The sequence below is a fragment of the Streptomyces sp. NPDC033966 genome (assembly GCF_055575955.1).
Genome location: NZ_JBVIRQ010000009.1, coordinates 339,951 through 356,672, shown reverse-complemented (window position 1 = coordinate 356,672; position 16,722 = coordinate 339,951). Strand labels below are relative to the sequence as shown.

At 74.1% G+C, this 16,722-nt stretch carries 21 protein-coding genes; 13 read left to right on the top strand and 8 right to left on the bottom strand.

What is annotated here, in order from left to right; all coding sequences use genetic code 11:
- Nucleotides 1-5: 5 nt before the first annotated feature.
- Nucleotides 6-371: an STAS domain-containing protein gene (locus ACZ518_RS26145; RefSeq protein WP_469115414.1), complete on the bottom strand. Its 366-nt coding sequence runs from the start codon at nucleotides 369-371 to the stop codon at nucleotides 6-8.
- A gap of 411 nt (nucleotides 372-782) precedes the next feature.
- Between ACZ518_RS26145 and ACZ518_RS26140 the strand changes: the two genes are divergently transcribed.
- The 5 genes from ACZ518_RS26140 (at nucleotide 783) to ACZ518_RS26120 (ending at nucleotide 5,992) form a co-directional block, all read left to right on the top strand.
- Nucleotides 783-1,301 (top strand): hypothetical protein, encoded by a 519-nt coding sequence (locus ACZ518_RS26140; protein WP_469115413.1) that lies wholly within the window; start codon nucleotides 783-785, stop codon nucleotides 1,299-1,301.
- Nucleotides 1,302-1,379: 78 nt separating this feature from the next.
- Entirely contained in the window at nucleotides 1,380-2,225 is an 846-nt protein-coding gene (locus ACZ518_RS26135; protein ID WP_469115412.1) for a DUF4097 family beta strand repeat-containing protein, read from the top strand.
- Nucleotides 2,226-2,316: 91 nt separating this feature from the next.
- Nucleotides 2,317-3,327, top strand: coding sequence for an ATP-binding cassette domain-containing protein (locus tag ACZ518_RS26130; RefSeq protein WP_469115411.1), 1,011 nt, complete (start codon nucleotides 2,317-2,319; stop codon nucleotides 3,325-3,327).
- On the top strand, nucleotides 3,324-4,115 hold the full coding sequence (locus tag ACZ518_RS26125) for an ABC transporter permease (protein WP_469115410.1): 792 nt from the start codon (nucleotides 3,324-3,326) through the stop codon (nucleotides 4,113-4,115). Before ACZ518_RS26130 ends, ACZ518_RS26125 begins: the two co-directional genes overlap by 4 nt.
- 407 nt (nucleotides 4,116-4,522) lie before the next feature.
- Nucleotides 4,523-5,992 carry an amino acid permease gene (locus ACZ518_RS26120; protein ID WP_469115409.1) on the top strand — a complete coding sequence of 490 codons (1,470 nt, stop codon included), beginning with the start codon at nucleotides 4,523-4,525 and terminating at the stop codon, nucleotides 5,990-5,992.
- 82 nt (nucleotides 5,993-6,074) lie between these two features.
- On the opposite strand, the gene ACZ518_RS26115 is transcribed toward ACZ518_RS26120, so the two are convergent.
- The 5 genes from ACZ518_RS26115 to ACZ518_RS26095 form a co-directional block, all read right to left on the bottom strand.
- On the bottom strand, nucleotides 6,075-7,187 hold the full coding sequence (locus tag ACZ518_RS26115; protein ID WP_469115408.1) for a carboxylate-amine ligase: 1,113 nt from the start codon (nucleotides 7,185-7,187) through the stop codon (nucleotides 6,075-6,077).
- A gap of 62 nt (nucleotides 7,188-7,249) precedes the next feature.
- The gene (locus tag ACZ518_RS26110; RefSeq protein WP_469115461.1) at nucleotides 7,250-7,786 is read right to left on the bottom strand and encodes a cysteine hydrolase family protein; all 537 of its coding nucleotides are present in this window, start codon (nucleotides 7,784-7,786) and stop codon (nucleotides 7,250-7,252) included.
- Nucleotides 7,787-7,791: 5 nt separating this feature from the next.
- Complete coding sequence (locus ACZ518_RS26105; protein ID WP_469115407.1) at nucleotides 7,792-8,499, bottom strand: HAD family hydrolase; 708 nt, start codon at nucleotides 8,497-8,499, stop codon at nucleotides 7,792-7,794.
- Nucleotides 8,500-8,521: 22 nt separating this feature from the next.
- Complete coding sequence (locus ACZ518_RS26100; protein WP_469115406.1) at nucleotides 8,522-8,845, bottom strand: plasmid stabilization protein; 324 nt, start codon at nucleotides 8,843-8,845, stop codon at nucleotides 8,522-8,524.
- The gene (locus ACZ518_RS26095; RefSeq protein WP_469115405.1) at nucleotides 8,817-10,106 is read right to left on the bottom strand and encodes a cytochrome P450; all 1,290 of its coding nucleotides are present in this window, start codon (nucleotides 10,104-10,106) and stop codon (nucleotides 8,817-8,819) included. Before ACZ518_RS26095 ends, ACZ518_RS26100 begins: the two co-directional genes overlap by 29 nt.
- 127 nt (nucleotides 10,107-10,233) lie before the next feature.
- Here ACZ518_RS26095 and ACZ518_RS26090 point away from each other — a divergent pair, with 127 nt between their 5' ends.
- Genes ACZ518_RS26090 through ACZ518_RS26055 form a run of 8 tightly spaced genes read left to right on the top strand, consistent with a single transcriptional unit; the run spans nucleotide 10,234 to nucleotide 15,451 of the window.
- Entirely contained in the window at nucleotides 10,234-10,911 is a 678-nt protein-coding gene (locus ACZ518_RS26090; protein ID WP_469115404.1) for a nucleotidyltransferase family protein, read from the top strand.
- Nucleotides 10,908-11,162, top strand: coding sequence for a hypothetical protein (locus ACZ518_RS26085; protein ID WP_469115403.1), 255 nt, complete (start codon nucleotides 10,908-10,910; stop codon nucleotides 11,160-11,162). Before ACZ518_RS26090 ends, ACZ518_RS26085 begins: the two co-directional genes overlap by 4 nt.
- Nucleotides 11,159-11,941, top strand: a complete 783-nt coding sequence (locus tag ACZ518_RS26080) for a metallophosphoesterase family protein (protein ID WP_469115402.1) — start codon at nucleotides 11,159-11,161, stop codon at nucleotides 11,939-11,941. Before ACZ518_RS26085 ends, ACZ518_RS26080 begins: the two co-directional genes overlap by 4 nt.
- Nucleotides 11,938-12,627, top strand: coding sequence for a HemK2/MTQ2 family protein methyltransferase (locus ACZ518_RS26075; RefSeq protein WP_469115401.1), 690 nt, complete (start codon nucleotides 11,938-11,940; stop codon nucleotides 12,625-12,627). Before ACZ518_RS26080 ends, ACZ518_RS26075 begins: the two co-directional genes overlap by 4 nt.
- Nucleotides 12,611-12,862 (top strand): CDGSH iron-sulfur domain-containing protein, encoded by a 252-nt coding sequence (locus ACZ518_RS26070; protein WP_469115400.1) that lies wholly within the window; start codon nucleotides 12,611-12,613, stop codon nucleotides 12,860-12,862. The genes ACZ518_RS26075 and ACZ518_RS26070 overlap by 17 nt, the downstream gene beginning before the upstream one ends.
- Nucleotides 12,859-13,872, top strand: a complete 1,014-nt coding sequence (locus ACZ518_RS26065; protein WP_469115399.1) for an iron-containing redox enzyme family protein — start codon at nucleotides 12,859-12,861, stop codon at nucleotides 13,870-13,872. The genes ACZ518_RS26070 and ACZ518_RS26065 overlap by 4 nt, the downstream gene beginning before the upstream one ends.
- A complete protein-coding gene (locus ACZ518_RS26060; RefSeq protein WP_469115398.1) occupies nucleotides 13,869-14,438 on the top strand; it encodes a hypothetical protein in 570 nt (189 codons plus the stop codon). The genes ACZ518_RS26065 and ACZ518_RS26060 overlap by 4 nt, the downstream gene beginning before the upstream one ends.
- Nucleotides 14,435-15,451: a glutathione S-transferase family protein gene (locus ACZ518_RS26055; RefSeq protein WP_469115397.1), complete on the top strand. Its 1,017-nt coding sequence runs from the start codon at nucleotides 14,435-14,437 to the stop codon at nucleotides 15,449-15,451. Before ACZ518_RS26060 ends, ACZ518_RS26055 begins: the two co-directional genes overlap by 4 nt.
- 4 nt (nucleotides 15,452-15,455) lie before the next feature.
- Here ACZ518_RS26055 and ACZ518_RS26050 read toward each other — a convergent pair whose 3' ends face one another.
- Together ACZ518_RS26050 and ACZ518_RS26045 are read right to left on the bottom strand one after the other, a co-directional pair.
- Nucleotides 15,456-15,956, bottom strand: coding sequence for a hemerythrin domain-containing protein (locus tag ACZ518_RS26050; protein WP_469115396.1), 501 nt, complete (start codon nucleotides 15,954-15,956; stop codon nucleotides 15,456-15,458).
- Nucleotides 15,957-16,044: 88 nt separating this feature from the next.
- Nucleotides 16,045-16,488 carry a flavin reductase family protein gene (locus ACZ518_RS26045; RefSeq protein WP_469115460.1) on the bottom strand — a complete coding sequence of 148 codons (444 nt, stop codon included), beginning with the start codon at nucleotides 16,486-16,488 and terminating at the stop codon, nucleotides 16,045-16,047.
- Between the last annotated feature and the right edge of the window lie 234 nt (nucleotides 16,489-16,722).

Sequence of the window (16,722 nt, the reverse complement as noted above, 5' to 3'; positions counted from 1 at the left end):
CCCTTTCATCGGCTCTGGTTCGAACCCAGCGCCTGCGCGACATCGGCGTGGACCGGGAAGACCCCGTCCGCGCCGGTGATGCGGAACATCCGGGCGACCGGCCCGCTGAGCCCGGCCAGCTCCAGGCTTCCGCCGGCCTCCTGGACGGCGAGGCGGCCGTGGAGCAGGGCGTTCAGACCCGTGGAGTCGCAGAACCGCAGTCCCGCCATGTCGACCAGCAGTCGGCCGCCCCGCGGGGCGGCCTCCTCGAGGGCCTCCTTCAGGGGGCCCGCCGTGTCATGGTCCAGCTCACCACCGAGGGTGAGCAGCACAGCCCCGTCCACCGTCCGCACCGCGACGGTGAACCGCTTGTCGTCCGCTCCGGAGACCATCCGGCATCACCTTCCGTCAGCTGCCCCCTGCGCCTTCCCCCGGCCCGACGCTATATGCGGGGCCGTCGCACTCCTCGGGACTCTCGCGGAACCCCGCGGGTTTTCCCCCGGGCGGCCCGGTCCACGGACGGCGGCCGGGGCGCCCGCCGGGGGCGTCGGGGCGGGGCGTCGGGGCGGCCGGGGACCGGGGCGCGTGGCACCGCACGACGCCGAATGACCCTGAAGTGATGCCAGATGGCGCCATGCGGTGCCACATGGCGCCACCCGAAGCGGGCCGACACACCCCCAGGCCACGCCACTCCGTCCAGCCCGCCAGCGTTTTCGCAGCTCAGAACGGGTGACGCCGCCAGCGGTGCCATGCGGTGCCATCAACTCTTGCGCATGGCGCCATGGTGGTGCCATGATGGCGTTATGGACCTCACGCCGTTTATCGACACCCTCCGCCGCGAACTGGCGGTGGCCGCCGAAGCCGGCGGGGACGACGCCCGCGAGCTGGCCGAGAGGCTCACCGCTCCCCTGGAGTCGGCGGCCCGGCTGACCATGCTCAACGTACTGTCCGCCGCCATGGACGAGATCACGCGCGAGCTCGCCCCCGGCTCGGTCGACGTACGGCTGCGCGGGCTGGACCCCGACTTCGTGGTGACGCTGCCGACCGCCGGCGGCTCCTCCGCCGCGGAGCCGGGCGCGCCGGCCGGACCGCTCGGCACCCCGGGCCCGGCCGAGGGGGACGAGGGCGGCACGGCCCGCGTCAACCTGCGCCTGCCGGCCCACCTCAAGGCCCGCGCCGAGGAGGCCGCGAACCGCGAGGGGACGTCGGTCAACGCCTGGCTGGTCCGGGCGGTGTCGGCGGCGGTCGACGGCGGCACCCGGGCGCGTCCGGCCGAGCGGATCCAGACCATCGGCCAGAGCGTCACGGGATGGGCCCGCTAGGCCCTGTCCGGGGCCCGCCCGTACCACCTCACCACACCCGCACCATTCCACCCCAAGACCCAAGAGGACGGGACAGCCATGCCTTCTTTCGAGACTCCCGAACCGATCTCGGTCACGGCGCACGTCGAGGCCGGCTCCATCCACTTCACCGCCGCGGACCGCCGCGACACGGTCGTCGAGGTACGGCCGCGCACCCCGGAGAAGGACCGGGACGTGCGGGCCGCCGAGCAGACCGAGGTCTCGTTCGCCAACGGCACCCTGACGGTCAGGACGCCCAGGCAGCGCAACTCGCTGCGCCGCCCCGGCACCGTCGACGTGACGGTCGGGCTGCCCGCGGGCTCGGACGTCGACATGACCGGCGCCTGGACCCAGGTGCTCGGCGAGGGCCGGCTCGGCGAGGTCCGGGTGAAGACCTCGGCGGGCGACGTCCGGCTCGACACGACCGGCCCCCTGCGGCTGACCGCGTCGCACGGCTCGATCACCGTGGACCGCGTGGCGGGCCCGGCCGAGATCACCACCAGCTCGGGCAGCATGCGCGTCGGCCTCGTGGACGGTCCCGGCGTGCTCAAGAACTCGCACGGCAGCACGACCGTCGGGGCCGCGACCGGCGAGCTGCGGGTGAGCGGCGCCCACGGCGACATCGACGTCCGGCGCGCCGAGGACTCGGTCACCGCCACCACCGCCCACGGCACCCTGCGGGTCGGCGAAGTGGCGCGGGGCACCGTCCACCTGGAGACCGGCTACGGAACCATCGAGGTCGGCGTCCGCGAGGGCACGGCCGCCTGGCTCGACGTCAACTCGGGCTCCGGCCAGGTACGCAACATGCTCACCGCGACCGGCGCCCCGGAGGACACCGAGGACACGGTCAGGATCCACGCCCGCACCCGGCACGGCAACATCGACGTCCTGCGCGCCAAGGCCTGACCCCGCCGGCCGCGGCCCCGGCCGACCCCGTCCGGCCCCGTCCGGCCCCGCCCGCTCCCCCAGCCGCCCCACTCTTCGAACGGAGGGCTCCATGCCTTCTTCTGTCATGCACACGTCAACAGTTGCGTCGGCGCACGAGCGGCCGCCCGCGGTCCACGCCACGGGCCTGCGCAAGTCGTACGGCGAGAAGACCGTCCTCGACGGGATCGACCTGCACATCCCCGCCGGGTGCGTGTTCGCGCTGCTCGGGCCGAACGGCGCCGGAAAGACCACCGCCGTCAAGATCCTCTCGACCCTCGTCACCGCCGACGGCGGGCAGGCGCACGTGGCGGGCCACGACGTCGCCGCCGCCCCGGACGGGGTGCGCGCCGCGATCGGAGTCACCGGGCAGTTCTCCGCCGTCGACGGGCTGATCACCGGCGAGGAGAACATGCTCCTGATGGCGGACCTGCACCACCTGTCCAAGCGGGAGGGGCGGCGCGTCGCCGCCGGGCTGCTGGAGCGCTTCGGCCTGACGGCGGCGGCGAAGAAGCCCGCCTCCACCTACTCCGGCGGCATGAAGCGCCGCCTGGACATCGCCATGACCCTGGTGGGCGACCCGCGGATCATCTTCCTCGACGAGCCGACCACCGGGCTCGACCCGCGCTCGCGCCACGACATGTGGCAGATCATCCGCGAGCTGGTCGCCGGCGGGGTCACGGTGCTCCTGACCACCCAGTACCTGGAGGAGGCCGACCAGCTCGCCGACCGCGTCGCGGTGCTCGACGGCGGCAGGATCGTCGCCGAGGGCACCCCCGAGGAGCTGAAGCGGCTGGTCCCCGGCGGGCACGTCCGGCTCCGGTTCTCCGACCCGGCGGCCCACCGCGCGGCCGCCGCCGTCCTGGGCGGGGCCGCGCGGGACGACGAGGCGCTGTCGCTGCGGATCCCCAGCGACGCCAGCCAGCGCGAGCTGCGCTCCCTGCTCGACGGGCTGGACGCCGCGGGCGTCGAGGCCGACGAGCTGACCGTGCACACGCCCGACCTGGACGACGTGTTCTTCGCCCTGACCGGCGGCCGCGTCACCGGGACCCAGCCCACTCATGCCGAGGAGGACGTCCGATGAGCTCCCTCTCCCCCGCCCTGCGCGACTCGTCCACGATGCTGCGGCGCAACCTGCTGCACGCCCGCCGCTACCCGTCCCTGACCCTGAACCTGCTGCTGACCCCGGTCGTCCTGCTGCTGCTCTTCGTCTACGTGTTCGGCGACGTCATGAGCGCGGGCATCGGGGGCGGCGGCGCCGACCGCGCCGACTACATCGCGTACCTGGTCCCGGGCCTGCTGCTGATGACCATCGGCAGCACCACGATCGGCACCGCGGTGTCCGTCTCCAACGACATGAGCGAGGGCATCATCGCCCGCTTCCGCACGATGGCGATCCACCGGGGTTCCGTCCTCGTCGGGCACGTCGTCGGCAGCGTGCTCCAGGCGGTCGTCAGCGTGGTGCTCGTCGGCGCCGTCGGCGTGGCCATCGGGTTCCGCTCGACGGACGCCACGGTCCTGGAGTGGCTCGCGGCGTTCGGGCTGCTCACGCTCTTCGCCGTGGCGCTGACCTGGATCGCGGTCGGGATGGGCATGGTGAGCCCGAACGCCGAGGCGGCGAGCAACAACGCCCTGCCTCTGATCTTCCTGCCGCTGATCTCCAGCGCCTTCGTCCCGGTCCAGGCGATGCCCGGCTGGTTCCGGCCGGTCGCCGAGTACCAGCCCTTCACGCCGGCCATCGAGACCCTGCGCGGGCTGCTGCTCGGCACGGAGATCGGGAACAACTGGTGGATCGCCCTGCTCTGGTGCCTCGGCCTGACCGTCCTCGGCTACCTCTGGTCGAAGGCGGCGTACGACCGCGACGCCGGGTGACCCTCCCGACCGCCTCCGGCCCCTCCGCCCCGCGGAGGGGCTTCGCCGTTCACGCTGCGTGAGCACCGGATCCTGCGTGCGGGACGGCGGTGGCACGCGTTGCCTCGATGTCATTGTGCGTTCGCTCAGCGGAGGCTCAGATCCGGATAACGATGACGTCACCGCGCAAGGGTCTTTGGGCCTGGTCACGGGCGAATGGCCGATTTGCCGGTGATGTTCGCCACGGCCGCGAGCCGGACACCGTGGTACATCTTCTCGACCGCCTGCCGGACCACCCACGTCCGGACAGGGGCGCTGAAGTCGGCCGACCGCCGGCATGCAACTCCATCAGCATCCGGGGGATCGGAACCCGATCCGCGGCCGAGCACGGCGGCGGATCGGCATGGAGCGGAAAGGCGCACCAGAGCATGACCTCGACGCAGGTCGAACAGCACCACGGCGACGACAACGCCACCACGGGCACCACGCCCGAGGAAGGCTACGAGCGCGGCCTCGGCAGCCGCCAGGTCCAGATGATCGCCATCGGCGGCGCCATCGGCGTCGGCCTCTTCCTGGGAGCCGGGGCGAACATCGCCAAGGCCGGACCCAGCCTCATCCTCATGTACGCCCTCGCCGGCGTCATCGTCTTCTTCATCATGCGAGCACTCGGCGAGCTGCTCCTGTACCGCCCCGTCTCGGGTTCCTTCGCGGAGTACGCCCGCGAGTTCCTGAGCCCGTTCTTCGGGTTCGTGACGGGCTGGACGTACTGGCTCATGTGGGTGGTCACCGGCATGGCCGAGCTGACCGCCGCGGCCATCTACGTGCACTTCTGGTTCCCGGACGTCCCCCAGTGGGTGACCGCCCTGGTCTTCCTGGTGGTCCTGTACGTCGCCAACCTCATCTCGGTGAAGATCTTCGGCGAGATCGAGTTCTGGTTCTCGATGGTCAAGGTCACGGCCCTGATCGGCATGATCGTGATCGGCATCGGCGTGGTCACCTTCGGCTTCAGCCAGGCCGGTGACACCGCCGCCGTGTCCAACCTCTGGGCCTTCGACGGCATCTTCCCCAAGGGCGTCGGCTCCAGCCTGATGACCCTCCAGGGCGTCATGTTCGCCTACCTGGCCGTCGAGCTCGTCGGCGTCACGGCGGGCGAGTCCGAGAACCCGGAGAAGACCCTCCCCAAGGCCATCAACACCCTGCCCTGGCGCATCATCGTCTTCTACGTCGGTGCGCTCAGCGTGATCCTGATGGTCGTCAAGTGGACCGAGTTCCAGCCCGGCGTCAGCCCGTTCGTGGCGGCCTTCGCCAAGATCGGCATCCCGGCCGGTGCGGCGATCGTCAACTTCGTGGTGCTGACCGCGGCCCTGTCGTCCTGCAACTCCGGCATGTACTCCACCGGCCGCATGCTGCGCGACCTGGCCGCGAACTCCGAAGCCCCCAAGCTGCTGGGCAAGCTGAGCTCCACCAAGACCCCGGCCGTGGCCATCACGATCTCCACCGCCCTCATGGGCATCGGCGTGGTCCTGAACTACGTCGTCCCGGAGAAGGCGTTCGGGTACGTCACCTCGGTCGCGACGGCGGCCGGCATCTGGACCTGGCTGATGATCCTGGTCAGCCACATCCGCTACCGCCGCGCGGTGGACGCGGGCAAGCTGCCCGCCTCCTCCTTCCCGGCGCCGGGCGGCACCATCTGCAGCTGGATCGCCGTGGCCTTCCTGCTGCTGGTCACCGTGATGATCGCCATCGACCCCGACAGCCGCGTCTCCCTGTACGTGGGCGCCGGCTGGGCGGTCTGCCTGGCCGTCGGCTGGGCCGTGCTGAAGTCGCGCAACCCCGAGGTGGCGGCGCGTGCGGCGGGCGGCGCCGACGAGGCACTGGAGCCCGCGGCCCGGTCCTGACCGCTGACCGCACTCCCCCGACGGGGGCGTGCCGGCCCTCCCCCGGCCGGTACGCCCCCGTCGGCGTGCCCGGGCCCGGGTGTCAGGCGGCCTCGACGGCCAGGCTGCCGGAGGCCGCGTCCAGGCTGTCGACGACCGCCGCCAGGCTCCCGGTCGCCGCGTAGACCGCCCGCTGGCGGCGGGCACCGGTGCCCCGTCGGCGCATCCCGGCCCACAGGGCTTCCACGGCGCCCAGGTCGCCGGCCCGCTCCAGCCCCGGGGCCGCCCGCTCCACCAGCCGGTCGACGAGCAGCCGGGCGGGCGCCCGCCCGCCGGTCCACACGTCCAGGCCGGGTCCGTCGATCCCGTGCCGGGCGGCCAGCCGGTGCGCGGTGCGCAGCACCCGGTCGGGCGGTTCGGGCGGCGGTACGCCCGCGTCCACCTCTTCGAGCAGGGCCGAGGCGAGGCCGCGTACGAGGACGGCCATGAGGACGACGGTGTCGAGGTCGGCGTTGACGTCGGCGATGCGGATCTCCAGCGTCGGTACGTGCTCGGAGGGGCGGGCGTGCCAGTAGACCATGCGGCGGTCGAGCAGCACCCCGGCGCTGACCAGGCCGTCCACGTATTCGAGGTACTGGCGCTCGTCGACCACCGGCGGCGGTCCCACGGTCGGCCAGCCGGAGTAGGCGACCGAGCGCCAGCTGTCGAGGCCGCTGTCGCGGCCGCAGACGAAGGGGGAGTTCACGGTGATCGACTGGAGCACCGGCAGCCAGGGCCTCATCTGGCTCGCCAGCGCCAGGGCCCGCCCCCGGTCGAGGCAGCCCACGTGCACGTGGCAGCCGCAGACGAGCCGGTAGGGCCCCAGGAGACCGGCGAACCGGCTGGCCATCAGGCGGTAGCGGGCGTTGTCGGTGATGGTGAGCGGCTCCCGCGGCGGGACGACGGGGCTCCCGGAGGCCACCGCGAGGCAGCGGGCCCGCTCGGCGGCCTCCGCGACGGAGCACCGCAGCCGCAGCAGCTGCCGGCGCAGGTCCTCGCGCTCGGCGGCGGGCAGGGTGCAGACCTCCACCTGGGTGTTGTAGAACTCGGCCTGGACCTGACCGCCCAGCTCCGCCGCGAGCTCGCGGATCACCTGCGGAGCCCGGTTCACCGGGGCCCTGCTGTCGCGGTCGACGAGGTGGAACTCCTCCTCCACCCCCATGGTCAGAACGTCCATCGGGTCCTCCTTGCCGAGTGCCCGGCACCTACCCGTCGGCCGTGCCGCCATGCGGGGCACGGTCAGAAGGACACGTCCGCGGCGTCGCGGACCTCCGCGGCCATGTTCACCTCCATCATGCGCAGTGCCGCGGCCGCCAGGTCCGGGTGGATGTGGGCCACGGCGTCGCGGGCGACGGTGACGTCCAGGTGGCGGACGTGCGCGTCGAGGGCGGAGTACAGGACGCACTGCTCGGTCACCTGGCCGCACAGGACCAGCCGGCCGACGCCGAGCCGGCCGAGGAGGTAGGCCAGCGGGGTCTCGTAGAAGACGGAGTGGCGCGCCTTGACGACGAAGAGGGACTCCTCGTCGGGCCGGACCGGCCTGACGAGGTCGGCGTGCGGACCGGCGAGGGCCACCTCCAGGATCTCGCCGTGGTGCGAGCGCCACAATCCGAAATTGTCGTTGACGTAGACGACCGGGACCTCCCGCTCGCGGGCGGCGGCGAGCAGGGTCCCGATGCCGGGCAGAGCCTCGCGCACCGAGGGCAGCAGCAGTTCCGCGTCGGCGTGCTCATAGGTGTTGATCATGTCGATGACGGTCAGCGCGGTCCCCGGCACTCCGCTCACCTCCCTCGGGGCGGGCTCTCCTCCCGGTCACCGGTCTCCTCCTCCGCCGCCGCGAAGGGACTCCGGTCGAGGCGGGCGAGCAGGTCGGCCGGGTGCCGGTACACGGCGCGGGCCCCGGCCTCCTCCAGGTCGGCGCGCGGGATGCCGCCGCACAGCAGACCGACGCAGGCGACGCCGGCCCGGGTGCCGGCCCGCATGTCCCACACGGTGTCGCCGACGAGGACGGAGCCGCGTGCGGGGGCGTCGGCGAGGCCGAGCGCGTGGTGCACCGGGTCGGGTGCGGGCTTGCCCTCGTCGACGTCCTCGGAGCCGGCCGTGGCGGTGATGGCGTCGTCGGCGTCGACGGCCCTCCGCAGGGCCTCCAGCTCGGCGTCCTCGGCGGAGGAGACGAGCACCACCCGCCAGCCCCGCCGGTCCAGTTCGCGCAGCAGGCGGGCCGCCGAGCCGAACGCGGGCAGGCGGTCGAAGTAGGTGGCGTAGAGGGTCGCGTGCGCGGCGGACAGCTGCCCGTCCGCGTCGGTGTCGCGGTCCTCGCCGAGCAGGTGCGCGAGGAGGTCCTCGCCGGGGAGCCCGATCGCGCGGTGGATGTCGTGCATCGCGACCTCGTGGCCCGCCTGCCGCAGCGCCTCCCACCAGCAGGTGACGTGCAGGTGGTTGGTGTCGGCGAGGGTGCCGTCGACGTCGAACAGCGCGGCCCGGTTCATGCCGGCCTCCCGGGGTCCGGATTCAGTAGCCCAGCTCGCGTTCGAGTTCGGCCTTGTCCATGGAGGAACGGCCGTGCAGGTTGCGGCGCTTGGCTTCGGCGTAGAGCTGGTCGTACGTGGGGCCCCGCGACCCGCTGTGGGAGTGCAGCCCGCCGCGCCGGGCGGAGGAGATGTCGTCGAGCGAGCTCTTGCTCGCGGTCTTGGACTCGCCCGCGCGGGCGCGTTCCTTGTTCACGGTGCGCGCCGCGATCTCCTTGGCCCGCTCGGTGCTCTCGCCGCGTTCTTCCGCGCTCTCCTTGATGTGTTCGTACTGCCGTTCACGCTTGGGACTGGAACCTCGGGGCATGGTGACTCCTCTGCCGGGACGGGACCGACACGGTGAACCCGCTGCGCGGCCGTGTCGGGATGCGGTGGAGCGGGATCCGCAGGTCCTGCTCGGGGACGTCGGTGTCCAGGCCGGCCAGGGCGGAGGCGAACTCCGCGAGCAGGCCGACGGTGATGTCCTCGCCGGGGCAGCGGTGGCCGGTGCGGGCGTCACCGCCGCCCTGGGGGACGAGTGCGCCGGGGCCGGGCTCCCGGCCGAGGAAGCGGAGCGGGTCGAAGCGGTAGGGGTCGGGCCACAGGGCGGGGTCGTGGTGGTGGCCGTACACGTCGAGGAGGACGAGGGTGCCCTCGGGGACGGCCTCGCCACCGAAGCGCAGGTCGCGGGCGGCGAGACCGCCGACGAAGGGGACGAAGGGGTAGAAGCGGCGCACCTCGTGGGCGAAGGCCCTGGCGTACGCGCCGTCGTCCGCCCGCAGCGCGTCGGCGAGCCGGGGCCTGCGGTGCAGGGCGTGCGCGGCGAAGGCCACCGGCCAGGCGACGGCGACGCAGGGGCGGATGATGTTGAGCAGTTCCACGGCCGCCGTGCGGGGGTCGAGGAGCCGGCCGTCGGCGTCGCGGTGCCGGGCGACCGCCTCCAGCGCGGTGTCCCCGCCGCCCGACGGGAGTGCCTGGTGGAGCCGGGTCACTCCGCCGCGCAGCTCCTCGACGGTGCGCGCGAGGGAGTCCTCCTGGCGGGCCCGGGCCCGGCGGGCCCGCCAGTGGCGCGGGCCGGGGGTCGCGAAGCCGTCGACCATGGCCACGCAGTCCTCGGAGATCTCGCGGGCGGCGTCCTCGGGTACCGCCAGGCCCGTCCAGTCGCAGACGGCCCGGGCGAGGACCGTCGCCGCCTCGTCGAACAGGACGGCTCCGCGGCCCCGCCACCCGTCGACGGCGGCCGCCCAGTGGCGGCGTACGAGCGCGGTGAGCGCGTCCACCGAGCCGTCCCGCATCAGCAGGGACACGAACAGGGCCTTGCGGACCCGGTGCCGCTCGCCGTCCAGGGTGTGGACCGCGCCCCGCCCGAAGAGGGTGTCGAGTACGGGTCCGGGGAGCGCGCCGTCCCGGAGCACGTGCCGCTCGTCGTAGAAGAACTCCACGGCGGCCGGTCCGTGCAGCAGCAGCGCGGGCCGGCCCATCAGCCGGGTACGGACGGCGGGCGGGTCGCCGTGGCGGCGCCGCAGGTCGGGGGCCCAGGCGTACCCCTGGACCAGCAGGGGGACCGTGCTGTCGATCAGTGGGGGCATGTCGCGCGCCTACCCGCCGCGCCCCGGGGCACTCCTCGCGTCGCGGGGGTTTCGACGGGGCGGATCGGGTAAGGCGGGGGCCATGCCCGACAGTGACACCGTGCAGGTGGATCCAGGGAGGCGTCCCATGTCCGCCCGGACCTCTTCCGCCCCCGGGGGCGTCGCCCCGACGGAGGGCCTGAGCCCCGCCGCCCAGGCCGAGGGTGTGCTGCCCGAGGACCACACCCAGGCGATCCTGGAGACCACCAAACGCGTGGCGGCCCTCCTCAAGCGGTCGGGGCCGCCCTTCGCCCTCGCGGGCAGCGTGGCCGCCTTCGCCCACGGACTGCCGGCCCGCTTCCAGCACGACACGGACTTCTGCGTACGGCCCGAGGACGCCGACCAGGCCGTCAAGGCGCTGGAGGACGGCGGCATCGCCATGCGCCGGGCGCCGGAGGACTGGCTGGTCAAGGGCCGCTCGGGCGGGGAGGAGATCGACCTGATCTTCGAACTGGCCCGGCGTCCGGTCAGCACGCAGCTGCTGGAGCGGGCGACCGTCAAGGCGGTGGACTCGGTGTGGATGCCGGTCCTCGCACCGACCGACCTGATGGACAGCCGCCTCGCGGCGCTGTGCGAGCACTACTGCGACTTCGGCGACCTGCTGCCCATGGCCCGGATGCTGCGCGAGCAGATCGACTGGGCCCGGCTGGAGCGCGACCACCGGGCGGGGCCGCTGCCCGACGCGTTCTTCCACCTGCTCGAACGGCTCCGCGTCATCGACCGCGCGGAAGGGACGGGAGAAGGAGCGACGGGAGAAGGACCATGAACTCCAGCGGCATCATCGAATACCGCATCGAGCACCTGCGCGAGCGGCTGGCCCGTGAGGAGCTCGCCGAACTGGGCGTACGCGTCGAGCTGCGCGGCGCCCGCGCCGTGGTGCGCGGCTGCGTCGGCGACGAGGAGCGCAAGGCCGCCGTACTGCGGATCGCCGGCGAGGAACTGGCCGGCCACGACTGGTACGAGGACATCACCCTGAGCCGTGCCCGGCCGCCCGACCATGCCGAGGAGCTGTCGTGATCCGCGTCGCCGCCGTCGGGGACATCCACCTCGGCCCGGGCAGCGCCGGGCTGCTGAGGCCCGCCTTCGACACCCTGGGCGGCTGCGCCGACCTGCTGCTCCTCGCCGGCGACCTGACCCGGCACGGCACCCCGGACGAGGCCCGGGTGGTGGCCGCCGAGGCAGCCGGGCTGCCGGTGCCCGTGGTCGCGGTGCTCGGCAACCACGACTACCAGAGCGACCGGCAGGAGGCCGTCGCGGACGAGCTCCGCGCGGCGGGCCTCTACGTGCTGGAGGGCGACGGCGTCCTCCTCGACCTCGGCGGCACCCCCGTCGGGATCGCCGGGACCAAGGGCTTCTGCGGCGGTTTCGCCGGGCGCAGCGGCAGCGAGTTCGGCGAGCCGGAGATGAAGTCCTTCATCCGCTGCACGCGCGCCAGCGCGGAGGCGCTCGGGCAGGCCCTGCGCGAACTGCGGGAGGCGGGCAGCGCGCTGCGCATCGCGCTCACCCACTACTCGCCCGTGCCGGACACCCTGGCGGGCGAGCCCCGGGAGATCTACCCCTTCCTGGGCAGCTACCTCCTCGCGGAGGCGGTGGACGAGGAGGGCGCCGACCTCGCCGTCCACGGCCACGCCCACCTCGGCACCGAACACGGCATGACGGCGGGCGGGGTCCAGGTCCGCAACGTGGCCATGCCCGTCATCGGGCAGGCGTTCTCGGTGTACCACCTCTCCCCGAACGGATCCCCCGGCGCCGTGCCGCGCGGGGCCCCGGCCACCCGCCAGGAGGCGAGCACATGACCCGCACCGCACCTGCCGCCGGGCGGACGCCGCCGTCCCGGCTCTTCGTGCCGCCCGGCGTCTACCGGCCCCAGGCCGACACCCGGCTGCTGGCCCGGGCGCTCGCCCGGGAGGAGCTGGCGCCCGCCGCCGAGGTGATGGAGATCGGCACCGGCAGCGGTCTGCTCGCGCTGTGCGCGGCGGAGCGCGGGGCCCGCGTCACGGCGGTCGACGTGGCCTGGCCGGCCGTGCTCGCCGCCCGGGTCAACGCGCTGCGCCGGGGGCTGCCGCTGCGGGTGCGCCACGGGGACTTCGCCCGCCGCTCCCGCGGACGGCGTTTCGACCTGGTCCTCGCCAACCCGCCCTACGTGCCCTCGCCCCGCCCCCGGCCGCCCGCGCGGGGCCCCGGGCGGGCCTGGGAGGCCGGGCCGGGCGGGCGGCTGGTCATCGACCGGATCTGCGCGAGCGCCGGGGCGATGCTGCGCCCCGGCGGGGTGCTGCTGATGGTGCACTCCGGGCTGTGCGGCCCGCGGACCACCGTGGAGCGCTTGCGCGGGGCGGGACTGCGCGCGCGGGTCCTGGTACGCGCCTGCGTGCCCTGGGGGCCCGTACTGCGCGGGCGGCGGGCCTGGCTGGAGGAACGGGGCCTCGCGGACCGCGGCGAGGTGTGGGAAGAGCTGGTGGTCATCCGTGCCGAACTCCCCTGACCGCGCCGGCCGCGGACCCGCCGCCGCCCGCCGGGTGTCGGTGGTCCCGGGCGGCCCGGTGCTCGTCGAGGGCCCGGTGGAGATCGTCCTCGACGACGGCACCGTCGCCCGGTCCGACCGGTTCACCGTCGCCGTCTGCACCTGCCGCCGCAGCCGCGCCTACCCCTGGTGCGACACCAGTCACCGGCCCCGCCGTCGCGGGGAGGCGGGGTCCGGGGACGGCGGTGCGCCGTGACCGGTCCCCGCCTGGTCCCGGAGCGCGGCGAACTGTCCGCGGCCGTCGTCGACGCCCTGCGCACCGGCGGGCCGCCCGCCGCTTCCGGCGGGGCCGCGCGGCGGGCCGATCCCTTCGGCGAGGACCTCCAGCTCGCCCTGTACCTGCTCTACGAGCTCCACTACCGCGGCTTCGAAGGGGTCGACGCCGAGCGGGAGTGGGACCCGGACCTGCTGCGGCTGCGCCGGTCCCTGGAGGCGCGTTTCCTGGACGGTCTGCGGGCCGGTCTGCGCGACGCGCCCCGCGGGGCCGAGGAGGCCTTCGCCCCGCTGCTCACCGAGCCCGTCGACCCGGCCGGGAGCGTCAGCCGCCGCCTCGAACTCCACGGCGAGCTGTGGCAGTTGCGCGAGTACGCGGCGCTGCGCTCCCTCTACCACCTCAAGGAGGCCGACCCGCACCTGTGGGTGGTGCCCCGGCTGCGCGGACGCGCCAAGGCCGCCATGGTGGCGGTCGAGTACGACGAGTTCGGCGCCGGCCGCGCCGACCGCGTCCACGCCCGGCTCTTCGCCGACCTGATGGACGACCTCGGGCTGGACACCGCGTACGGCGCCTACCTGGACCGCGCCCCCGCGCCGCTGCTCGCCACGGTCAGCCTGATGTCCCTGTTCGGGCTGCACCGGGCCCTGCGCGGGGCGCTCGTCGGGCACTTCGCCTGCGTGGAGGTGACCTCGTCCCCGGGCTCCCGCCGCCTCGTCAACGCCATGCGGCGGTGCGGCGCCGGGCCGGCCGCCGAGCACTTCTACGCCGAACACGTCGAGGCCGACGCCGTCCACGAGCAGGTCGTGCGCCACGAGGTGATCGGCGGGCTGCTCGCCGACGAACCCGGGCTGGAGGCGGACGTCGCCTTCGGCTGCGCCGCCACGCTGCTCCTGGAGGAGCGGCTCGGCGCGCACATCACGGCGGCCTGGGACCGGGGCGGCTCCGCCCTGCGCGCCCCTTCGGCCCCCGCCGACCGAGAGGAACCGTCATGAACAGCCGCTCCGCCGCCACCCGCGCGGCCCCCGACCTGCTGGGCGTCTACCTCAACGACCACCTCACCGGGGCGAACGCCGGCACGGAGCTGGTGCGCCGTGCCGCCCGGGTCCAGCGCGGCACGGCCCTCGGGCCGCCGCTGGCGGCACTGGCCGAGGAGATCGCCCAGGACCGGGACAGCCTGCGCACCGTCATGGCCGGCCTCGGCGTCCCCGAGGCGCGGGGCCGCGCGGCTCTCGGCCGGCTCGCCGAGAAGGCCGGCCGGCTCAAGCTCAACGGGCGCCTGTTCAGCCGCTCGCCGCTCAGCGACGTCCTGGAGCTGGAGGCGATGCGCCTGGGCGTGGAGGGCAAGGCGTGCATGTGGCGGGCGCTCCAGGCGCTGGAGGGCACCGGCGCCCGGGTCGACGGCGCGCGCCTGCACGAGCTGCTGCGGCGCGCCGAGCGGCAGATCCGGATCCTGGAGACCCTGCGCGCGGAACGCTCCGCGCAGGTGTTCGCCTCCGAGGCGGCGAGGAGCCCGGCGGGCCGTTCGGCGCGGCATCCCGCGGGTAGGCGCACCGTGTGAGCTACGTGAACCCCGGCAAGGGGTACGAGCGCGACAGCCGCTACATCGCGACGCGGATCACCGCCGACGGGCGCGAGGGATTCCCCGTGCAGCCGGGGCGCTACCGCCTCGTCGTCAGCCGGGCCTGTCCGTGGGCGAGCCGGGCGGTGGTCGTACGGCGGCTGCTCGGTCTGGAGCGCGCCCTGCCGATGGCTGTCGCCGGCCCTGTGCACGACGACGACAGCTGGACCTTCGACCTGGATCCGGGCGGCCGGGACCCGGTGCTGGGCATCGAGCGCCTCAAGGAGGCCTACCTGGCGCGGGAGCCCGGCTACGACCGCGGCATCACGGTCCCCGCGATCGTCGACGTCCCGACCGGCGCGGTGGTGACCAACGACTTCCCGCAGATCACGCTGGACATGTCACTGGAGTGGACGGCCCACCACCGCCCGGGCGCCCCCGAGCTGTACCCGCCCGAGCTGCGGCCGGACATCGACGCCGTGAACGAGGTGGTCTACCGGGACGTGAACAACGGCGTCTACCGGGCCGGGTTCGCCGGCTCCCAGGAGACGTACGACGAGGCGTACGAGCGGCTGTTCGCCCGGCTCGACTGGCTCTGCGACCGGCTCGGGCGCTCCCGCTACCTCGTGGGCGACACCATCACCGAGGCCGACGTACGGCTGTTCACCACGCTCGTCCGCTTCGACGCCGTGTACCACGGGCACTTCAAGTGCAACCGGAACAAGCTCACGGAGATGCCGGTGCTGTGGGGGTACGCGCGGGACCTCTTCCAGACCCCCGGTTTCGGCGACACCGTCGACTTCGACCACATCAAACGGCACTACCACCTGGTGCACTCCGACATCAATCCCACCGGCATCGTGCCGGCCGGGCCCGAGGCGGACACCTGGCTCGCCCCGCACGACCGGGCCGGCCTGGGCGGCAGGCCCTTCGGCGACGGCACCCCGCCGGGACCGCCGCCGAGCACGGAACGGGTGCCGGCGGGCCACAACCCGCTCCAGGGCCCGGCATAGCGGCTCACCGGTTCGCGACGGCCCGGACGTTCTCGATGCTGCCGCAGTCCGACTCCAGCTGCCTCTCGCGCTCCTTCAGGAACGCGGCGCCGAGCTCGGCCCTGCGCTCGTCCGGGACGTTCTCGCGGGCGCCGTTGAGGATCGTCCGCTCCTCCTCGTCCACGTGGTGGGAGACGGCCTTGACCAGGTCCTCCAGCTTGGAGTCCCAGTCCTCGGAGCCGACGTCGTCCACCTCCAGGAGGGCGAGCAGCGCCTTGTTGCCCTCGTCGTGCTCCTCCACGCCGTGCTCGACCTCCTCGTCGTCGACGTTCTTGAAGCGCTTGAGCGCACCGTAGACCTCGGCCTCCTCCGCCTCGCCGTGCGCGATCAGCAGCGCGGAGAACCTCTCCAGCGCTTCCGCGCGGTCGGCCTCGACGCTGCGCATCCTGCGGAACAGCTCTTCCATGGTCCGGTGGTCCTTGAGGATCACCGCGACGACGTCCTGTTCCCTGTGGTCCGCGGCCATGCCATTGCCTCCTCTCCCGGGGATCTCCCGGTCGTCTGGCGCGTGCTCGTTCCCCGCCGGTTGAAACCTGGCCCCGGCCGTCCGGTGGTCAGGCCGGGTGGCCCGCCTCCAGGTCGCGGACGGCGCCGTAGCGCAGCGGCCCGGACGTCGCGGGCCCGCCGCCGCGCCCGGCCGGGGAGAGCACGAAGCCGACGTGGTCGCCCCCGGCCTCGACGACCTCCTCGACGCGGCCGGTGAACCAGACGCGTACGTCGGACAGCACCGGGCTGCCGTCCCGCCCGGGCCGCCAGGCGGTGCGGGCGAACTTGTCCACGTCGTCGCCCGTCAGTCCGCCGAAGAGTTCCGCCAGGGCCCGCTGCTCCCGGCCCACTACGTGCACGGTGAGGTGCCGGGCCGCGCGGGCCACGCCGTACGTGTGGTTCGCGGTCGACAGCCACACCACGAAGCGCGGCGGGTCGATCGAGCACTGCGAGGCGAAACCGACCAGACAGCCGGCCCGCCGCCCGCCCGCGGCGGCCGTGACGACGTACATCGTGCCGTCCGACGCCTCGGCGAAGCCGTCGAGGCCGGCGTCCTGGTCCTGGTCCGGGTCCTGCTCCTGGCCCTGGTCGTGGTGCGGCACTGCGACTCCCTGGCTGCCGGGCCGCGGCGGGGTGCCGCGGACACCCTCCCCATCGTCGGCCACCGCCCCGCGAACGCGGGTGCTTGGGCGGCGCGTGTCCGGGCAGGCGCGGGAGGTACGCGCGAACCGCACGGACCGGAGGAG